The 20,229-nt window shown below is 45.5% G+C and carries 13 protein-coding genes and 1 pseudogene; 5 read left to right on the top strand and 9 right to left on the bottom strand.

Translation table 11 applies throughout. The features are described 5' to 3' along the window. Positions 1-22: 22 nt before the first annotated feature. Both Q4Q46_RS12030 and Q4Q46_RS12025 read right to left on the bottom strand, forming a co-directional pair. Positions 23-1,990: a M1 family metallopeptidase gene (locus Q4Q46_RS12030; protein ID WP_311906045.1), complete on the bottom strand. Its 1,968-nt coding sequence runs from the start codon at positions 1,988-1,990 to the stop codon at positions 23-25. 435 nt (positions 1,991-2,425) lie between these two features. Continuing rightward, positions 2,426-3,922 (bottom strand): ATP-binding cassette domain-containing protein, encoded by a 1,497-nt coding sequence (locus tag Q4Q46_RS12025; RefSeq protein ID WP_311906044.1) that lies wholly within the window; start codon positions 3,920-3,922, stop codon positions 2,426-2,428. Positions 3,923-4,256: 334 nt separating this feature from the next. Between Q4Q46_RS12025 and Q4Q46_RS12020 the strand changes: the two genes are divergently transcribed. Continuing rightward, positions 4,257-4,508, top strand: a complete 252-nt coding sequence (locus tag Q4Q46_RS12020; protein ID WP_286992106.1) for a DUF2999 family protein — start codon at positions 4,257-4,259, stop codon at positions 4,506-4,508. Positions 4,509-4,615: 107 nt separating this feature from the next. Here the strand turns inward: Q4Q46_RS12020 and Q4Q46_RS12015 are convergent. The 6 genes and pseudogenes from Q4Q46_RS12015 to Q4Q46_RS11990 form a co-directional block, all read right to left on the bottom strand. After that, positions 4,616-4,738 (bottom strand): annotated as a pseudogene (locus tag Q4Q46_RS12015) (4-carboxymuconolactone decarboxylase); the annotation flags it as partial. A 398-nt stretch (positions 4,739-5,136) separates the two neighbouring features. Beyond that, positions 5,137-7,866 (bottom strand): NB-ARC domain-containing protein, encoded by a 2,730-nt coding sequence (locus Q4Q46_RS12010; protein ID WP_311906043.1) that lies wholly within the window; start codon positions 7,864-7,866, stop codon positions 5,137-5,139. 720 nt (positions 7,867-8,586) lie between these two features. Then, on the bottom strand, positions 8,587-9,888 hold the full coding sequence (locus tag Q4Q46_RS12005; protein ID WP_311906042.1) for a HipA domain-containing protein: 1,302 nt from the start codon (positions 9,886-9,888) through the stop codon (positions 8,587-8,589). Positions 9,889-9,891: 3 nt separating this feature from the next. Then, entirely contained in the window at positions 9,892-10,128 is a 237-nt protein-coding gene (gene hipB, locus Q4Q46_RS12000) for a type II toxin-antitoxin system antitoxin HipB (protein WP_126493436.1), read from the bottom strand. A 404-nt stretch (positions 10,129-10,532) separates the two neighbouring features. Next, complete coding sequence (groL, locus tag Q4Q46_RS11995; protein WP_006086112.1) at positions 10,533-12,170, bottom strand: chaperonin GroEL; 1,638 nt, start codon at positions 12,168-12,170, stop codon at positions 10,533-10,535. A 57-nt stretch (positions 12,171-12,227) separates the two neighbouring features. Next, a complete protein-coding gene (locus Q4Q46_RS11990; protein WP_006086113.1) occupies positions 12,228-12,518 on the bottom strand; it encodes a co-chaperone GroES in 291 nt (96 codons plus the stop codon). 224 nt (positions 12,519-12,742) lie between these two features. On the opposite strand from Q4Q46_RS11990, the gene Q4Q46_RS11985 reads away from it, so the two are divergent. After that, positions 12,743-14,104 (top strand): MATE family efflux transporter, encoded by a 1,362-nt coding sequence (locus tag Q4Q46_RS11985; protein ID WP_115335563.1) that lies wholly within the window; start codon positions 12,743-12,745, stop codon positions 14,102-14,104. Here Q4Q46_RS11985 and Q4Q46_RS11980 read toward each other — a convergent pair. Then, on the bottom strand, positions 14,101-15,102 hold the full coding sequence (locus Q4Q46_RS11980; protein ID WP_311906041.1) for a LysR family transcriptional regulator: 1,002 nt from the start codon (positions 15,100-15,102) through the stop codon (positions 14,101-14,103). The genes Q4Q46_RS11985 and Q4Q46_RS11980 overlap by 4 nt on opposite strands. A 128-nt stretch (positions 15,103-15,230) precedes the next feature. Here Q4Q46_RS11980 and Q4Q46_RS11975 point away from each other — a divergent pair, with 128 nt between their 5' ends. From Q4Q46_RS11975 to Q4Q46_RS11965, 3 genes are all read left to right on the top strand, one after another. Then, entirely contained in the window at positions 15,231-16,313 is a 1,083-nt protein-coding gene (locus tag Q4Q46_RS11975; RefSeq protein ID WP_311906040.1) for an efflux RND transporter periplasmic adaptor subunit, read from the top strand. Between the two features lie 3 nt (positions 16,314-16,316). Continuing rightward, a complete protein-coding gene (locus Q4Q46_RS11970) occupies positions 16,317-19,406 on the top strand; it encodes an efflux RND transporter permease subunit (protein WP_311906039.1) in 3,090 nt (1,029 codons plus the stop codon). Between the two features lie 195 nt (positions 19,407-19,601). Beyond that, positions 19,602-20,138: a hypothetical protein gene (locus Q4Q46_RS11965; protein ID WP_012088204.1), complete on the top strand. Its 537-nt coding sequence runs from the start codon at positions 19,602-19,604 to the stop codon at positions 20,136-20,138. Positions 20,139-20,229: the final 91 nt, after the last annotated feature.

Genomic DNA, 20,229 nt, shown 5'->3' with positions numbered 1-20,229 from the left:
GGGATTTTCAACACTAAAACAATTACAAGCTCAGGCTATTATTGCTGCGGTCGGCGTCAGGTAATTTATGCTCGGGATCCAGTGTTGCCGTCTTCACGGGTTTAGTGACAGGTAAGACAATCGTTGGCGAAACACGGTGCATCCAGGTTTCAACCGGAATACGAAAATCCTCACTCGTCCCATCAATATATTGCAAACGCAGCGTGGCTGGCATGACCAACTTTTGTTTACTGGTCAAACTGATAGCTGTACCTTTGCCATGTTTGTCATCTACAGCTTTTACACCTGTGACTGCCATATCCAACTGCCAATTATTGAGATACCAGCCACGCCACCACCATGCGAGATCTTCACCAGCGGCGCTTTCCATAAAGCGGAAAAAGTCCGATGGCGTAGGATGCTTAAACGCCCAAGTAGCAATGTATTCTTTAAAGGCGGGATCGAATCTATCAGGCCCTAAAATCTGCTCACGCAGCAAGACCAGCCCTAAGGCACCTTTAAAGTAACTCACTGAATGGCGATAGGTTTCAGCAACCGCTTCCGAGGGTGCCATCAGAGTTGGCGCTTCTGCATCGGCCAACACAGACAAGATTTCATCCACAGGATTGCCGCCCTTAGGCGCATATTCGCTGTCGCGTTTAGGTGCAAACTCGCCTTGATTGAAAGCATCCGAGGCATACACATCGATAAAGGTATTAAACCCTTCGTCCATAAAGGCGTGGCGACGTTCGTCTGAGCCCACAATCATAGGGAACCAGTTGTGGCCGAGTTCATGGGCGGTGATCCAAAACAGCAGATCGTCCTTATCGTCCATGCCATCAAACACTATACCGGGATATTCCATGCCAGCGCCCTGACCGCCGAGGTTGACCGCCGCAGGCCAAGGATAAGGATACCATTGGGAAAAATGCTCAATATTGGCTTTCACATACTCAGTGGCGCGGTCCCACTTATTCGATCCCACACCTTCGGCGGGATAGGCGGACATCGCCAGCGACGCTTTGCCATTGGGTAGATTAATTCGCGCCGCATCAATCACAAACGCGGGCGATGCCGCAAAGGCCACATCGCGGGTGTGCTCCATACGGAAATGCCAATCTAAGGTTTTGCTCGCACTTGGGCGACTGTCGGTTTTAGCAAGATCCTCTAAAGTACGGATATACACAGTTTTATCACTTTGCTTGGCCGCGGCGAATCTCTGCTGCTCGGTTTTGGTTAGCACATCCTTAGGATTCACTAACTCGCCAGAACCCACCACCCAATAGTTACCCGGCACTGTGACCGTGTAATCTATGGTGCCGTATTCCAAGTAAAACTCAGAGCCTATGTAGGGATTGTTGTTCCAGCCATGGAGATCGTCATATACCGCCATGCGTGGAAACCACTGGGCGATTTCAAAAATCTTGCCATTAGTCGACGGCGTGACTGAAGTACGGCCGCCCCAAGTGCCGGGAACTTGATAGCTATAATCGATTTGCAGTTGTAGCTTGCCGCCGTTCGCCGCCAGAGGCTCGGCCAAGTCCACCCGCATGCGGGTATCATCGATTAAGAATTTAGCATCATAGCGTTTACCGCCAATCAAGACTGTGACCTTATCGAATTGATATCCATCGGTAAATTGACCACGACGCCATTCGGACGCCACAGTACTGCGGGAGTCCTTGCGGTACATGTTTTGATCTAACTGCACCCACAGCGTTGGTAAGGCATCTGGACTGTTATTGGTGTAAGTGATGACTTCTTTGCTGCTTAACTTATCGTTTTGCGTATCGATAGTGGCGTGCAAACTGTAATCAACGCGATTTTGCCAAAACATCGCACCGGGCTTGCCCGCGCCATTTCGCAGTGCCGTCGCGGGATAAGGCAGCGACAGCGGCGCAAATAAGGTTTGTGGATCAAAGTATGAAGGTTCGGAGGTGCTGGGCGCAGCAACGGCAAGCGCCGAGCAGCCAGCCCACAGGATGGCAGTTGCCCTGAGCCAATGAGGCATAGTGGAGATTCCTTTATTATTTTTAGATAGATGCACACAACAGCAGTAGCGCTTTAGACTGACGCTAAACATGGGCTATACGATATCAACTCAAGCCAAATGAGGCAGCCCTTAAAATGCCTTTGAGCGCCGAGGAATTGTTACAAAGGGTGTGCTGTACGGGTTACTACGAGTGAAATAGCAAGCTTGTGGCAGATAGCTAGTAATAGAGATCTGGTGGCAGATAGCTTGTAATAAAAGCTCAATGGGATGGCAAGCCTCAGGCTTTTCATCCCTGCTTTGCATAACAACACTTCCAACACCGATTTTCATTACACGCTCAGCAAACAGCTAAGTAGCCGTGACTCGCCAGCGGTTGCTGATGCTTGCTTGCTTGCTTGCTTGCTTGCTTGCTTGCTTGCTTGCTTGCTTGCTTGCTTGCTTGTTAAGACTGGCTCAATCCTTGGACTCGCTATCACTCACCTGCACCGAATAACCGTCGCCCTGCTTAATAAAATCCACGAAATGATGGATAGCGGGCAGCGCATCTTCCCTATGGTGCGACACGTACAGCAATTGGCTCAGATGATGCTCGGCTATCATCTCCAACGCCCGCATCACTAAGGTGCGATTGATAAAATCTAAGCCCTGATACGGCTCATCTAAAATCAGTAATAAGGGCTGTTTAATCAAGGCGCGACCAATAAGCAATAACCGCTGCTGCCCATAATCGAGCTTCTTAAAGCTGGTGCTTGCCAGCCCTGTCATGTGCAAAATGGCTAACCATTCCTTCGCCAAATCCAGCTGAGGTTTAGTGGGTTTCTGGTACAGACCAATAGAGTCAAAAAAGCCTGAAAGCAGCACATCTAATGCCGAGCAACTGACGCGATATTGCAAGTGCAGCGCCGACGACACTATGCCAATCCGTTGTTTAATCTGCCAAATACTCTCGCCGCTTCCGCGAGGTCGGCCAAAGAGTGTGATGTCGTTGCTATAGCATTGGGGATGGTCGCCTAAAATCAGCCCTAGCAAAGTGCTTTTGCCGCAGCCATTTGGGCCGCGAACTTGCCAATGTTGCCCCGCCTCGATGCGCCAATTCACGCCACTGAAAATCAGCCCACTGACATATTCCACTTTGCCATTTTTAATCTCGACCAGAGGATCAAACGCCTCTGCGTTGTGTCTTTGCCGCTCCATCAAGGCCAAGAGTTCATCACTACGCTGCGCCGATAACGCATTCAACTGCGCCATCACAGGATGATTGTGCCATTGCTCAATCGACATCGACGGGCTGAGTTTGTGCACACTCTGCCCCGATTTGAGCATCTCGCCATTAAACAGCGCCACATGGCTGATACACGGCGGCAATTCTTCTTGGCGCGAGGTGATGATCAGCAACTGAGTATGCTCAGCCACTTCACTCAGCAGCTCAGATAAGCTCGCCTGATGTTCAACATCGAGCCCAGCATAAGGGTCATCTAAGATCAGCAATTGCGGTAATATTGCCAGCGCACGCGCCAGCATAACTCGGCGCGTTTCGCCCGTAGATAACTGCCGAAAACCACGCAGGCGCAGCGGCTCAAGCCCAACCTTTTGTAATAGTGGCGCGAGTTGTGCGGCATCTTGGCAGCATTCCAACACTAAGGATTCGACACTCGAACCGTAATCCAACTCGTCTTTTTCTAACTCGCGCTCCAGCAACGCTTGCTGCAACCCAAGTGACACCCAGCCGATACGTTGCGGCAGGCCAGCAATCGTCCCTTCATTGGGCTGAATATCACCGGTTAATATTCGCCCGAGCAAGGAACCACAATAGCTGTCGGTCGCGAAAATCGCCCAATGTTCAGCGGGATGCAGTTGCCACTCATCGACGACCAGCACCTCATTATCACGCCCATATCGCAACTGTTTAACCACAATACTTTTGTCTTGGTTCGCGACAACATCAAGCATAACCACAGTTCCTTTCTATTTTTAAGGGATGATAAAAGCGGCATGGCGCAGCTCCGCACTATCTAATGCAACAAATATCCACAGCCATAATATCTAGAGCCACAATACCCAGTGCAACGACTCAAGATGCACAACTGTCGCGCAGGTTTTTATCGGCAGACTTTTGAGGAATACATCACCAGAGTAAAGCTTATTGGGGATAAAATCTAATGCGCTTAATGGCATAGGCAAGGCGTGGCAAAATCCAACGGGTACGCATGTGTGGGGCAACCACTCTGGCAGAATTGTGATAAAATCGGCACCTGTTTAACTTTCATATCAACAAGGTAATGCAATGAATCCCATTATTGCCATCTTAAAAGAACACAACGTAAGTGACACTAAGATCCAAGAACTGTTTCAAACATTAACCGAAAATCCATTAATGGCGATGGGTACGCTCGGTCAATTAGGCATCCCAGCCGAAAAACTACAACAACTGCTGGGGCTAGTGATGCAGAAACCGGCCTTGATCAAAGAAGCTGTGCTTGAACTCGGTTTGGATTTCTCAAAAGTAGAAGCCGCAAAAGCCCAGTTACAAAAATAAGCGCAGACTGTTCAAGTTTGTAGCCATCGTGCGCTAGGGGAATGCGCGTAACTCAGCTCCCCTAGCGAATGTTAAAACCACTAAACCTCAATTTAACTAAATCTCACAGTAACTAAATCTTGCAGCAGCTGGGTAAAATCCGTCGCACTATTGAGCGCCTTATCCACATAGCTATCGCCCATCACAGCACGACGCACCTCAAGACCCTTCTCGTATTGCTCTTCGTTCATCGATGCACCCTTTTTGTTATGTAATTAAGCTATGTGATTAAGCGAGTGATTAGACTTATTGAACCGCCGCCAAAAACACGGCCCAGCAAAAACATAACATAGGATTATTAGATTTCGATGCTTATTTGCGGCCTAACGGCTCAGATGGGACATCACTTTCCCCGAGCCTGCGCCATCATCCATGATGTCGCCACGGCCCCACTCAAACAACTAAGAGCTATCTGCGTATTTCGACAACTTCGCCGGGGAAGGTGTATCTCTTTTATATTTGGTGTTGCTTGCGAGTCATGTAAAGCAAACAGAATTATGCCTACCATCCCTTTTATAAAATTTAACAATGGGTGGCCAGTTAAATTCTGTGAGCAAAATTTTAAAACTAATATAATGTCAAATAAAGGTTATATTAAGTGAACATTTTTTGCTGTAGGTCCTTTTACCCCATGGCTTGGAGAAAACCCCACGCGCGCCCCTCTATAATCACCTTTATTATCTAGTACTTCATGTGGGTTAACTTCACCTCGGTGGAAGAAATATTCTTTATTATCATCACCAGTTATAAAACCAAATGATAGCTTTCCATTTTTTATACGAATATCTTTTATACAACCTTTAAAAAAACTTAGTTCATCAGAATATTCATTAACTTGCTCACCTATTAAATCTTCAATAATAGTCTCAATTTTTTGTTTATTTTGAGAATGTAACATTGTTAGTGAAGCGGATAAATATCCTCTTATATGATTTTTATCATGAACACTAAATATAACTCTGTAATCATCAAGTAATTTTATTGCGGCATTAGTTTGTGTAAGGTTAGTGTTTTTCATATCTATTCGATCACAAAGTATAATAATCTGGCTAAATAAAGATAGCGATCTTTCATCATAATTCTCGCTATTAAACATTTCATGGAATAGCTCGAATATTCTCTTTACAATATCATTTGATTTAGGTAGGTCACTATCAACTAGCAGCCTCTCCGCATACCTTTTGTAGCAACTTATTAATTGTTGATAAGTACTTATTCTAAATTTTCTATGAGAGTTTTTACGTTGAACGGGGAGAATCTCTTCATATAAACTTATTGCTTCTTTATAATCTCCCATTCTTGTAAGAATTAAAGCTTTAAATGATATAAGAGACTCATCTTTTTCTTTCAATTTTATTGCTCTATCAATCTGCTCTAAGGCATATGGAAAATCTTCTTCTTGCACTAAAAATTGAGCAAAAGAATAGTAAGCGATTACGGACTCAGAGTTATACTCTATTGCAGCTTCATACTCTGATTCAGCTTTATAAGGACTTGAGCTTAATAATTGAGCATTGATACGATAGGACTCTGAAAAGCTAGGCATCATTCCTTTCGCTTTCTGAATATGAATTAATGCTTCTTCATATACACCACCGCTCTTTGAAATACTTAATGCTTGCTTAAGAAAAACTGCGCAAATCTTTTCATCACGATTGTTTGCGTGAATGTTTGTGATATCTAGATGATAATGGCTTCGTTCTGTAGAGTTTTCTTCAATATGCCTTCGTAGCTCTTTATTTTTTTGTCTTACATCGGCATGAAAACTGTCCTCTATTGACGATATTGATGATAAGTAATCACTTGCTATATCTGTTAGAGCATATGTTCTTATTCCCTTGTTTTCTTTTGAGTCATGTAAATCTGACTTTAACATACTTGAATTATTTAGGTTATGTAAACTTTCAGCTATTTCCAACTCATCCTTATTACTTAAAATATACCTTAGTTCAACAGCTGTAACGCTATTTCTCAAGCAAGCTATAGTTTTTATAATTTCTAGCTCAACAGTTGTTAATTTATTATATAAGTTTTCAAAACAAAACTTTAGAGCTTCTTTATAACTAAGTGAATCTTTACTTAATAATTCGTCTTGTTGTTTTCCTGATCCAACACCTAACACATACCATTTTATTAGCAATGGATTATAATACAATTTCTTAACCAAATTCTCCAAGGAAGATGTTTTTCTTTTCTTTAACGACTCAATATTTAATAATGTTGATAGTTTTCTGATTAAATCAATAGATGACTTTTCATCTAAACTATCTAGTTTGTATCTATATTCAATTTCTCCTAAACCAATTCTTGTTGTGATTAATACTTTTGAACCGTTTGGAATCCCAGCTAAAAAATCTCTTATATCATGCTGCTCAATTGTTTCCAAATTATCAATACATAGGAGTATTTTAAACTCAGACATGTAAAGTGATATTTCTTCTAGTAAATCAGAAATAGATAACTTTGTATTTAAACCTATATTATCTCCAATATCTTGAAATAACCCTAATGTAGAAACAATCGCATCTCTTAACTGTATAACTCCAGAATTAGTTAATCTATTAGCTTTTAGTGTAACCCACACAACCATGTCATAGATATTTTCACCAGAGTTTTCTACTCTTTCTAAAACATCATAGAGGCATCTTAAAGCTAAAGCTGTTTTACCAACTCCACCCTCTCCAATTAATGAAATTACACGGGTGTGAGAATAAATTAAATCGTTTATTGCAATCCTCTCATTTTTACGACCTAAAAATCCTGTATCATCAAACTCAGGCAAAGGTAAATTGTTATAAATATTTACTTTATTAGATTTCCAGTAAGAAGGTATTTGCAAAGACAAAGCGAATGCTGGATTATTAAGATTTTCTAATGCCTCATTTATATTAGTCCACCAATGCTGACTTCCAATTTTCTTTATTACTATTGAGAACTCCGTTAGATCATTAATGTCATTATATTCTAGAGGTCTTGAGTGACAAGTTCTATTTCTAGTTTGTATTAAGTTATTCAAGCCTTCTATAATTCTTTCAACCTCTATTTTATCAATAGTATTTTGAACATTTTTGTTCTTTGAAAGTATCTTTGCAAGGTCGGAGAAATCACTAAATTCAATTAAATCTATAATAGGCTGTTTATCACAAAAGTTTTCTTTAAAATGGATTTTAAACCTTTCCTTCGCATTACTCGATACATCATTAGGAATATCTAATTTATTGGTTGTGTCCATAATTGCAATTATGTGTCTTAAATCGCTTTCAATTGCCGACACTAAAGAAAAGCAAGTCATCCTTGTTGCAAATGTTCTTGACCCCATAACAAAATCCTTCTATCTATTTCTAATTACATAATATTGTTATGTATTCTACACGAAGGTTGGTTTCTTTTAATACTTTTCTTTTAGTACACTTATTGACAGAACTCCATAGTAATAACATGGCTATATATGGACGCTCCCGGTGAGTCAAGGCCGACGAAAATGGAACAGGAATATCTCTTTTGAGATTAACAGCCGATACCGAGGCTACAGAAGTTCACCCTCCCCTGCGAAGTTGCTGAAGGGCGCTGAAGACTCTTTATTGAAAGAATGGCGTGTGACGCAGACAGGACGTCTGCGTAGTTTTCGGGGAAGGGGCGAATGAAAATCGGTGATTTTTGTGCTTATAAGCGAGATGCAGGGACTGCCGAACTGGATGGCTTTGCATGGATGTAAAGCACATCCATCGGAAGCGTTAGCGATTTTCGAATAAGCACGAAGCCCTGCTTTATAAATAGAGAGTCAATGCATGTAACTTCGCTAGGGACGTCTTGGCTGCTTGTGAAAACAATAGCAAGGAGGATAGGATGAGCAGTCCTCCTAGATCAGGTGTGGGGTGAAGCCCCACGACTTTGATTCATCTCGGCCGTAAGGCCGCAATAACTAACAATATAGAAAGATGGGACAGTCACAAATCTCCGAAGATTAACAGCCAACACTGTGGCTAAAGAAGTTCTCCCTCCAACGAAATTACCGCTGGGTGATAAGATGTAGCTAGAGCTACACTTCCACATCCCTGACCTCGGCGGCAAAACTAAGGTAACGATCACATCTCGCCAGCAACTGCGCTTTGTAATGAGCCACAAATACTGTTTCACTCTCATCGAGAGCCGGGAGCATTGAAACCACCTCAGTTATTGCCTGCGGTATTCTTCGCGCTATTGTCGTTAAGTTACTGATTAATAGATTTCTTGGTAAACCTAAGCCATCAATAAATGCGGCCAATTGATACGCGTAAATGCTGTTTGGATCAAATTCGTCATCGATTGCCATCGCAAGCTGTTGTTCAAAATCCTCATACATAGCCACGCTGACCAAATCGTACCAAGGAGTTGGCTCCATTCCGCTTGGCGTCATAAAAAACGAATAGTTTTTACCGTGTGCATCGGCATTGCCGGTCAGTAAATTGAACAGCGCCCATTGCAACATGTCTTGCTTAGCAGCCACTGGATTGCGACATTTTACAGCAAGACTAAAGAGCCTGTTAAAACTTACCCCTTCACGAATATCTTTAACATCACGCCCTGAACCAAAATTACGTTCATATTTTTTGCTAACACTAAAACCAAGTGCTTGGCAGCTATCGACAATATGCCTTCTTAATACCCTTTGCTCATTTGGCATATAACGTCGGTCAAAGCGTTCGACACAGAGTACTTTGTAATCTCCAAAATGAACGATATCAACATTAGCCACATTCATTCCAATCGCCTTGGCTAAGCGCATCGTCATAAATTCATTGAGCACTAAATGGCGATATTTTTCGAATTTAACAATATGGGTAGATGACAGTGCGCCTTCGGCAAATGCAAATTCTTCACCGTTATAAAACAGGTTTAATTTAGGTTGCACACCCGCAACCGACAGTCGAGGTTTGCCGTCCCAAATTTCCATCGGCCACATTGTGGGATCTTCAATTCGCTGAATAACTTCTTCAGCCTTAATTGGCCGTAATTGTGTTTCAGGCAGCAAAGTCCCTTTAGGAACAAAAGCAACAGCACCAGCGGTATCGAGACCAATGGCGCGGATCAAGGCAAAGGTATTCCCCTTGGAGACGCCAAGCGATTCAATTAGATAATCTAATCCTTTGTTTTCCGGTAATAAGTTAACCAAAAACATCGATATCTGACTGCTACTTCCTGTGCCATCTAAGGGAATTGTTGGGGATAGTGGGAATCCACTTTGTTGCCAGTCTTTGGTGTAATGTACGGCAAAGGTGTCGGTCGTCGCATCAAAGGATAACTCCCCGATAATTAAATCACCGAGGTGCATCTCTAACGTGAGCTTTTTGGAAGTACTCATAGGTTAATACCAGCCGTTAGTTTCGGTGTCGCTGGTTTGAGCCGAAACGATCTCAATCCCCAGACCATCAAGGATTTTGAATACTGTTGAGATATAAACATCCTCACCTTTTTCAACTCGGATCAGCGTTTTTTTGGTTACGCCGCACAGCATGGCTGCCACGTCTTGAGTAAGAGCAGCACTTTTCCTTCGTTCTTTAATTAACAAGCCGAGGGATTGTTGATTTAGCGGTGATGCCATCATCATCTCCAAAAGTGTAACTTCATACACCTTAGTCCTAAAACCAGCCCCATTCAATATAAAAGTGTACAGAACTACACTTTTGGATTGTTGAAAATGATAAGCCACCAAAAAGTGTACAATGTTACACTTTCATGGCCATTTCAGTGCTTAAATTCCAAAAAGTGTAGGTAAGTACACCTGAAACTTGCCCAAGCTACCAGACCAAAAACAAAACCCCGACACTGTTTCCAGTATCGGGGTTTTCTTTTACAAGAACTTTGGTTTGAGGCTTTTAGGCTCCAGACCAGCAAAGTATCTTACGTAGGATAAATCGAGTTAGAACAAGGCGCTTTACCACGACGTTTAGCTTTCTTAAACGAGTGGTGAAGCAACGCAGTTATCACCGATTTAGACCAGTAAGATTACATCATGCCGCCCATTCCGCCCATGCCACCCATACCGCCCATATCTTGGCTAGCATTTTGTGGAATTTCAGCAACCATAGCTTCTGTAGTGATCATCAGACCTGCGATTGACGCAGCGAATTGCAATGCACAACGGGTCACTTTAGTTGGGTCAAGGATACCCATTTCTAACATGTCACCGTAAGTGTCGTTGCCGGCGTTGTAACCATAGTTACCGCTGCCGTTCTTCACTGTGTTAGCAACAACTGACGCTTCTTCACCCGCGTTTGTGGCGATTTGACGCAGTGGCGCTTCCATTGCACGCAGTGCGATAACCACACCGTGTTTTTGGTCTTCGTTTAATACTTCAACTTCAGCGATCTTAGAAGCTACGCGAACCAGAGCAACACCGCCGCCAGGAACCACGCCTTCTTCTACCGCAGCGCGAGTTGCATGCAGAGCATCTTCAACGCGGGCTTTTTTCTCTTTCATTTCAACTTCAGTCGCTGCGCCAACTTTGATGACTGCTACGCCGCCAGCTAGTTTAGCCATACGCTCTTGCAGTTTTTCTTTGTCGTAGTCAGAAGTTGATTCTTCAACTTGTTGTTTGATTTGGCTTACACGAGCAGCAATTTGTGTTTGCTCGCCGTTACCATCGATGATGGTGGTGTTGTCTTTAGTGATCACAACACGCTTAGCTGTACCTAAATCTTCCAGGGTTGCTTTTTCAAGCTCTAGGCCGATTTCTTCAGCAATAACAGTACCGCCAGTCAGGATTGCTACGTCTTGCAGCATTGCCTTACGACGATCGCCAAAGCCAGGTGCTTTAACGGCAGCCACTTTCACGATACCGCGCATGTTGTTCACAACTAAAGTTGCTAATGCTTCGCCTTCAACGTCTTCAGCAACGATAAGCAATGGCTTACCGGTTTTTGCCAGACCTTCAAGGATAGGTAACAGTTCGCGAATGTTAGAGATTTTCTTGTCTACTAACAGTACGAATGGGTGATCTAATTCAACGCTGCCAGTTTCTGGCTTGTTGATGAAGTATGGAGATAGGTAGCCACGGTCAAACTGCATACCTTCTACTACGTCCAATTCGTTTTCTAACGCTTGGCCTTCTTCAACTGTGATCACGCCTTCTTTGCCGACTTTTTCCATCGCAGTTGCGATGATTTCGCCGATAGATTCGTCAGAGTTTGCAGAGATAGTCGCAACTTGTGCAATCGCTTTTGAATCTGCACAAGGTTGTGATAAGGCTTTTAATTCAGCAACTGCAGCGATAACAGCTTTGTCGATACCGCGCTTCAGATCCATTGGGTTCATACCGGCTGCAACGGCTTTTAAGCCTTCAACAACAATGGCTTGAGCCAGTACAGTTGCAGTAGTAGTACCATCACCGGCGGCGTCGTTGGCTTTAGAAGCAACTTCTTTCACCATTTGCGCGCCCATGTTTTCGAATTTGTCTTCTAACTCGATTTCTTTGGCAACAGACACACCGTCTTTAGTGATCAGTGGTGAGCCAAAGCTTTTGTCTAATACCACGTTACGGCCTTTAGGGCCTAAGGTCACTTTCACTGCGTTTGCGAGAATGTTTACGCCAGCCAGCATTCTTACGCGAGCGTCATTACCAAATACAACTTCTTTAGCTGCCATCTTGATTATCCTTTAAATTTTTAATGATTAATTGGAATGTCGAATTGATGCTGAGGATTAACCCACTACTGCCATCAGGTCAGCTTCCGACAGGATCAAAACTTCTTGTCCGTCGATTTTTTCTTTCTTAACGCCGTAACCTTCATTGAAGATCACCACGTCACCCACTTTGACATCCAGTGGTTTAACTGTGCCATTTTCTAAGATACGGCCATTGCCCACAGCAAGGATTTCACCGCGAGTTGATTTTTCAGCGGCGCTACCGGTCAGTACTATGCCACCCGCTGATGTTGATTCAACTTCTAGACGCTTAACGATTACGCGGTCATGTAATGGACGAATATTCATCTATGAACTCTCCTAATGATTTGATGCCCTACAATCGAGCCTATTTGTGATTAAAAAAACAGACACCTGAGTCTGCTCTTTTGCTGTCTGAGATATGGGGCTGATAGTGTCGAGATCCAAGGGCATTTATAAAAAAAACTTCAATTTTTTGATGTCGGTTTTTTCAAGTCCGCACAATCCTGCTAGAATCTCGCCTCCGCTCGCTAACAAGGCACTATTTTTCCATGAAAGACAGACACGGGCTGCTCACCGCGCCAATTGGTCGTGTACTGCTCAACATGAGCCTCCCCAACTTAATTGGCATTATGACCATTCTAGGTTTCAGCCTCGCTGACACTTTTTTTATCAGCCAATTGGGCACCGAAGCCTTAGCCGCCATCAGTTTTACCTTTCCGGTGACCTTAGTGATCTCGAGTATCGCCATTGGTATTGGTGCTGGAGTCTCGACCAATTTAGGCCGACTTATCGGCTCGGGTAATGCCCACAAGGCCAAAGTATTCTTGCATGATGCCTTATTACTGACCTTTGGCTTGATTGCCAGTTTAGCCGCCCTGGGTAGCATTTTTATCGAGCCACTGTTTCGCTTACTCGGGGCAAACGATGACAGCTTGCCACTGATCCACGACTATATGATTTACTGGTATGTCGGTGCGCCGCTGCTGGTGTTGTTGATGGTGGGCAATCAGGGCTTACGTTCCACCGGTGATACCCGCTCGCCTGCGATGATTATGGCGCTAGCGGCAGTCATTAACCTTATCCTCGATCCATTACTTATCTTCGGTATTGGGCCGTTTCCGCGCTTAGAAATCCAAGGCGCCGCGATAGCAACCCTATTCGCTTGGTTGATTGCCTTATCTTTGTCGGGCTATTTGTTGATTGTTAGGCGCAAGATGCTCGAATGGGCGGCCTTTGACATCGACAGAATGCGCGCCAACTGGACTAAATTAGCCCATATCGCCCAACCCGCCGCCTTGATGAATTTAATCAATCCATTAGCCAATGCCGTTATCATGGCGATGTTGGCGCATATCGACCATAGCGCAGTGGCAGCCTTTGGGGCTGGGACTCGCTTAGAGTCAGTGCTGTTAATAGTAGTGATGGCACTGTCGTCGAGCCTAATGCCCTTTATCGCGCAAAACTTAGGGGCAGGACAGCCACAAAGAGCGAAAGAAGCCCTGCTATTATCGATAAAATTTATTTTTGTTTTCCAAACCTTACTCTATATCCCGCTGATCTTTTTAGCTGAGCCTATTGCGCACTTATTCAGTACCGATCCGCTGGTGATCGAGTGGTTGAGTTTTTACATCTTAGTGCTGCCCTGCGCCTACGGCCCTTTGGGCATAGTGATTATTGTGGCGACCTCGCTCAATGCTTACCACAGACCTATGAGTTCACTGGTGATCAACCTGTGCCGCTTAGTGCTACTTATGCTGCCGCTGGCGGCTTTAGGATCCTATATAGGTGACGTTAAAGGCCTGCTGCTGGCGCTGCCTGTGACCAATATTTTGATGGGGATTGCCTGTTACTGGCTGGCGCAGCGGATCTGTGAACCGACAAAGGTCACAACCGCTAACGCCATGAGCTAAAGGGAAACGAGTTCGATTTTTTGCCTAGAAAGTGGCAAAACATCATCTGAAAACGCTTCTGAAGAGGCTTTGCAGGATCGACGTGGGCCTTGCTCGCTCATGTTGATCGGCACGCCATTTGGCACTAACTCTTGCATTATGTAGTCGATAAAGCGTCGACAGGCTAAACTCACGTAACGTCTTGATGGATAAGCTAAGAAACATTCGCCTTGATGGGGCTGGATTTCAGGTAACAGAGTCACTAGCTCACCGCTTTGCACATATTCATCCACGACTTCAGCAGGCGCATACACGATACCGCGCCCTTGCAATCCAAACTCAACCGCCACTTCAATACTGTTCGAGCAGAAATTGCCTCTGACTCTCACCTCTTGTTCTGAACCGATAAATAACTCATTAAAAATTTTGCCGTTGGATAAACGGAACATAGACACATTATGCGCTTCAATCTCTTTCGGTGTTTTAGGTGTGCCGTGTACCGCTAAATATTGCGGACTGGCGTAAAAACGTAAGTCAGTGGTAAAAATCGGCCGCACCACTAAATCTAAGGTATCCAACGCAGGCTCAACCACAAAGGCCACATCGAGATTATGTTTCACCATATCGACGGATTCTGAGCTGCTGATGACTTCTAAGGTGAGTTTTGGGTGCATATCCATAAAGCGGAAAATGGCTTGCATCAAGATTTTCATGCTATGGATGGGGAACATTTGAATGCGCAGATGCCCGCTGATCTCAGCATCATCATTGGTCATTTCGAATAGGGTTTCATCGAGCTGGGCCAGAATGTTTTGCGAGCGCTGGTAAAAATGGCTACCTGCAGACGTGAGCGTCATGGAGCGGCTCTGGCGGTGGAACAATTTAATATTCAGCTCATCTTCCAAGGCTTGCAAACGCCGACTGACAGTCGATTTGGGCAAGTTAAGCAAATCAGCCGCTTCAATCAAACTACCGGTTTCAGCAATTCTGTGGAATAACGCTAAGTCCTCTGTCTTCATTTTGACCTTAAGTTCAATCTCATTATGTGGGACTGATAATCCCAAAGTATCCCGTTTATTGCAACTACTTTAGCTGGTATCTTCGCGCCCAGAAATGCTGACAACTTGTTAACTAGGAAATCGCCACCATGAAATCATATCGACTCTTGCAACTGGCAATGCTGCTTCCAGCCCTGCTCAGTGGTTGTTCGCCTGCGGAAAGTTCAGTACAAGTGGACACTGTCCGTCCGGTTAAACTGTTTGAAGTGCTCAACGTAGAAGCTGGAGATTTTAGAACATTTCCTGCCCGCGTTGCCGCTAACAGCCGCGCCGAATTGTCGTTCCGTATTTCAGGGCAATTAACCGAACTGACATTAGTCGAAGGCCAAAGAGTCGCTCAAGGTAGCCTGCTCGCCCAGCTTGACGACAGGGATGCCAAAAATAACTTAATGACCCGTGAGGCCGAGCACGAACTGTTAGCCGCCGACTTTAAACGTAAGGTCGAGCTGCTCAATCGTAAGCTGATTTCACAATCTGAGTTTGATAGTACGCAGGCGCAGCTCAAATCGGCCAAGGCCGCCCTTGCGGCAGCACGCGATCAGCTGAGTTACACCCGCTTAACCGCGCCCTTTAGCGGCACGATTGCTAAACGTTTAGTGGATAACCACCAAATCGTGCAGGCCAATCAAGGGGTGTTAACACTGCAAAACAACAACTTGCTCGATGTGAGCATTCAAGTGCCCGAGGCGATGGCGGCGGGGTTAAAGCAATATACAGATCAAGCTCACTTTACGGCTAAGGTGCGTTTTAGCGCCTTTCCCGAGCAGAGTTTCGACGCCAAATTTAAAGAATACTCCACCCAAGTCACCCCAGGTACTCAAGCCTATGAAGTGGTATTTTCATTGCCTCAACCCCAAGATATTCAATTACTTCCTGGGATGAGCGCCGAGTTAACCTTAGCCTTAGTTAAAGATCCAAGCGCCCTTGCATCCAGCATAGTGCCCGTAACCGCCATCGATAAACGCGATCAAGATGGCCAAGTGCAAGTGTGGGTTTATCAAACCCAATCGGGTGAAGTCAAACCCACTATGGTGACCCTAGGACGCGTAAATAACCAAGGTGTTGAGATTTTAACGGGTATCAACAAGGGCGACCTTATCGTTAGCGCTGGGGTGTCTCAATTATCCGCTGGCATGAAAGTCAAACCACTACGCTGGCAGCGTGGGGTGTAATTGATGAACATTGCAGAGTATTCGATACGCCACAAAGTCATCAGTTGGATGTTTGTGTTGCTGCTACTCGTGGGTGGCGGCGTGAGTTTTACCGGTTTGGGGCAATTGGAATTCCCCGAATTCACCATTAAAGAAGCCCTAGTGATCACGGCTTATCCCGGCGCATCACCTGAGCAAGTTGAAGAAGAAGTCACGCTGCCGCTCGAAGATGCCCTGCAGCAACTCGATGCCATTAAGCATGTGACCTCGATTAACAGTGCGGGCCTGTCACAAATCCAAATCGAGATTAAAGAAAGCTACGACAAAACCACCCTGCCACAGGTGTGGGATGAAGTGCGTCGTAAGGTCAACGACACGGCGGGCAACTTGCCTCCGGGCACCACTGCGCCGCAGGTGATGGACGACTTTGGCGATGTGTATGGCATTTTATTTAATCTCTCAGGCCCCGATTACAGCAACCGCGAGTTAAGCAATTACGCCGACTATCTGCGCCGTGAACTCGTGCTCGTGCCCGGGGTGAAAAAAGTTTCAGTTGCGGGCAACGTCACCGAGCAAGTCGTGATTGAAATCTCCCAGCAAAAACTATCGGCACTAGGATTAGATCAAAGCTACATCTATGGTTTAGTGAACAATCAAAACGTGGTCTCCAACGCGGGCAGCTTAGTGATTGGCGATAACCGTATTCGCATTCATCCCACGGGCGAATTTAGCAATGTGCAGGATCTGGCGCGCTTGATTGTCAGCCCACCGGGTAGCACTGAGCTGATTTACCTTGGCGACATTGCCAATATCGAAAAGGATTACGACGAAACCCCGAATGTGCTTTACCACAACAAGGGCGAAGCGGCGTTATCACTGGGGATTTCTTTCTCTAGTGGCGTGAACGTGGTTGAAGTTGGACAAAAGGTCAGTGACCGTTTAGCCGAGCTTGAATCCCAACGCCCAATCGGCATGAATTTAGCGACGGTTTACAATCAGAGTCAGGCGGTCGATGAGACAGTCAATGGCTTCTTAATCAACTTATTAGAATCGATTGCTATCGTGATCGCCGTGCTCCTGCTGTTTATGGGGCTGCGCTCGGGTATGTTGATGGGCCTGATCTTACTGCTGACGATTTTGGGTACCTTTATCGTGATGAAAGTGCTGGGGATTGAGCTGCAACTCATCTCCCTCGGCGCACTCATTATCGCCCTTGGCATGTTGGTCGATAACGCGATTGTGGTCACCGAAGGTATTTTGATTGGCCTGCGCCGTGGTAAAACCCGTCTCGAAGCGGCGAAGCAAATTGTGGCTCAAACCCAGTGGCCGCTATTGGGCGCGACTGTAATTGCCATTATTGCCTTTGCGCCCATTGGCTTATCGCAAAATGCCGCAGGTGAATTCTGCCGTTCTTTATTCCAAGTGTTGATGATTTCGCTGTTTATCAGTTGGATCACCGCCATCACCTTAACGCCGTTCTTCTGCCATCTGTTATTTAAGGATGCGCCGAGCGACGAAGAAGCCCAAGACCCTTACAAGGGCTGGTTCTTCAGCTTATATCGCGCAAGTTTAACCCTAGCGCTGCGCTTTAGATTAGTGAGTATTCTGCTGGTTATAGCCATGCTGTTCAGCGCTGTAGTGGGCTTTGGTCATATCAAGAATGTGTTCTTCCCTGCCTCTAACACGCCGATTTTCTTTGTGGATATCTGGATGCCAGAAGGCACGGACATTAAGGCGACCGAACGTTTTACTGCCGATATTGAGCGCCAGTTACTGCAACAGAACGAGCAAAAAGATATTGGGTTGAAACACTTAACCAGCGTTATCGGCCAAGGCTCGCAGCGTTTCGTCCTGCCCTATCAGCCAGAAAAAGGCTATCCCGCCTTTGCCCAGTTGATAGTCGAAATGCAAGATCTAGACGCCGTTAAAGCCTATATGCCAGAGTTAGAAACCTTGTTAAATCAACGTTTCCCACAGGCGCAATATCGCTTGAAAAACATGGAGAACGGCCCTTCGCCCGCCGCTAAAATTGAGGCACGCTTCTACGGTGATAATCCTGAAGTGCTGCGCGCTTTAGGCGCCCAAGCCGAGGCCATTTTCCACGCCGAACCGAGCATGGATGGCATACGTCACAACTGGCGTAATCAAGTGCCCTTGATCCGTCCACAGCTGGAAAATGCCCAAGCGCGGGAAACGGGGATCAGTAAGCAAGATCTCGACAATGCCCTATTGGTTAACTTTAGCGGTAAGCAAATTGGTTTATACCGAGAAACCAGCCACTTGTTGCCCATCGTCGCCAGAGCGCCCGCCGAAGAACGTTTGCAGGCCGACAGCCTGTGGAAGTTGCAAATTTGGAGTAGCGAACACAACACCTTTGTGCCTGCCACCCAAGTGGTGAGTAGCTTTAACACTGAGTGGGAAAACCCGCTGGTGATGCGCCGAGATCGTATGCGTATGCTCGCTGTGATGGCCGATCCTAAGCTTGGCAGTGATGAAACCGCCGACTCTGTACTGCGTAAAGTGAAAGACAAGGTAGAAGCGATCAGCCTGCCCGCAGGTTATCACTTGGAATGGGGCGGTGAATTTGAAACCGCAGGCGAAGCGCAAACCGCGGTATTCAGCTCGATTCCCATGGGTTATCTGGCGATGTTTTTAATCACCGTATTCCTATTCAACTCAGTGCGTCAGCCCTTAGTGATCTGGTTTACTGTGCCCTTGGCCTTGATTGGTGTGTCTGCGGGACTCTTGTTATTCGACGCACCTTTCAGCTTTATGGCGCTGCTCGGCCTGCTGAGTTTATCGGGCATGGTGATTAAAAACGGTATCGTCTTGGTCGATCAAATCAACCTCGAACTCAGTGAAGGTAAACCCGCCTATTTCGCCTTGGTCGATTCCTGTGTCAGCCGCGTGCGCCCCGTCATGATGGCGGCGATAACCACTATGCTCGGGATGATCCCACTGATCTCAGACGCCTTTTTTGGTTCAATGGCGATTACGATTATCTTCGGTCTCGGTTTTGCTTCACTGCTGACACTCATAGTACTGCCAGTGATGTACAGCCTAGTATTCAATATTAAAGCGACAGCGATAGGAGGTGAGTCACCTAACAAATAACACTCAACTTTTTAGCTCCGCAATTGTTCCAAAAACGCTTCCCGGCGCGGCCGGTCAGTCACTCGTGGCTGGCTGGTCATTTCTAATACATGTCCCACCCTAGCTATTGCGATCTGTTGCGCTTATCTGACTTGCCATTTACACTTGATGGCGAGCGACAGGCTCAAGGAAGTGATTATTAAATAAGGAAGTTATATGAAGCTCATCAAGCTAGCTGTGCTGCTCGGCCTCGTTTTTATGGCGTATCAAAAATGGTATGCAGTCAAACCCCTCGAATCCCATGTATTAACTTCTGTCCCCGTGAAAGTGCACATGTTACCTAATCCTAAGGCGCTACATAAAAACTCGGGACAGGTCAGCGTTGAAACCATCACCACTCAAAAACAAGCTCAAGAACCGCTGGTATTGAGCGTTATCGCCTACAGCTCCCAGTTTGAAACTATAGATGAGGAAGACATTACTGAGCTTTCCTTCGATGACACCAACACGCTAGCAAAAAAGTTTAAAGAGATGCAGGGAACAGATGAGCTGAAATTGACGCGCGGTTATATCGAACACGGCGGGCAGCGGGGTTATGAGATCAGTATGGATATGGGTAAGGATCTCGGCACCTTAGTGCAGCATGCCTATGCCTACAATAATCACCTGCTGATTTTAACCGCCAGCTATGACGACAATGGCCAAAACCGTCGCACCGCAGAAGCCTTTCTCAACTCAGTGGAATTTTTATAACGAGTGGAAAAAAAGCACCAGCGGCGTAGCTCAGAGGATTCTGAAGGCCGCTGGTATTGAAGCGAGGTTTGGGTAGAAGCTCAAACGAATA

Source organism: Shewanella vaxholmensis (assembly GCF_031932135.1).
Taxonomy (GTDB): Bacteria; Pseudomonadota; Gammaproteobacteria; order Enterobacterales; family Shewanellaceae; genus Shewanella; species Shewanella hafniensis.
Note: the sequence above shows the minus strand (reverse complement) of the source record. Positions and strands in the feature narration are given on the sequence as shown.

Coding starts and splice junctions, on each gene's coding strand:
- Q4Q46_RS12030 (WP_311906045.1), bottom strand. CDS start 1,990: ATGCCTCATTGGCTCAGGGCAACTGCCATCCTGTGGGCTGGCTGCTCG.
- Q4Q46_RS12025 (WP_311906044.1), bottom strand. CDS start 3,922: ATGCTTGATGTTGTCGCGAACCAAGACAAAAGTATTGTGGTTAAACAG.
- Q4Q46_RS12020 (WP_286992106.1), top strand. CDS start 4,257: ATGAATCCCATTATTGCCATCTTAAAAGAACACAACGTAAGTGACACT.
- Q4Q46_RS12010 (WP_311906043.1), bottom strand. CDS start 7,866: ATGGGGTCAAGAACATTTGCAACAAGGATGACTTGCTTTTCTTTAGTG.
- Q4Q46_RS12005 (WP_311906042.1), bottom strand. CDS start 9,888: ATGAGTACTTCCAAAAAGCTCACGTTAGAGATGCACCTCGGTGATTTA.
- hipB (WP_126493436.1), bottom strand. CDS start 10,128: ATGGCATCACCGCTAAATCAACAATCCCTCGGCTTGTTAATTAAAGAA.
- groL (WP_006086112.1), bottom strand. CDS start 12,170: ATGGCAGCTAAAGAAGTTGTATTTGGTAATGACGCTCGCGTAAGAATG.
- Q4Q46_RS11990 (WP_006086113.1), bottom strand. CDS start 12,518: ATGAATATTCGTCCATTACATGACCGCGTAATCGTTAAGCGTCTAGAA.
- Q4Q46_RS11985 (WP_115335563.1), top strand. CDS start 12,743: ATGAAAGACAGACACGGGCTGCTCACCGCGCCAATTGGTCGTGTACTG.
- Q4Q46_RS11980 (WP_311906041.1), bottom strand. CDS start 15,102: ATGAAGACAGAGGACTTAGCGTTATTCCACAGAATTGCTGAAACCGGT.
- Q4Q46_RS11975 (WP_311906040.1), top strand. CDS start 15,231: ATGAAATCATATCGACTCTTGCAACTGGCAATGCTGCTTCCAGCCCTG.
- Q4Q46_RS11970 (WP_311906039.1), top strand. CDS start 16,317: ATGAACATTGCAGAGTATTCGATACGCCACAAAGTCATCAGTTGGATG.
- Q4Q46_RS11965 (WP_012088204.1), top strand. CDS start 19,602: ATGAAGCTCATCAAGCTAGCTGTGCTGCTCGGCCTCGTTTTTATGGCG.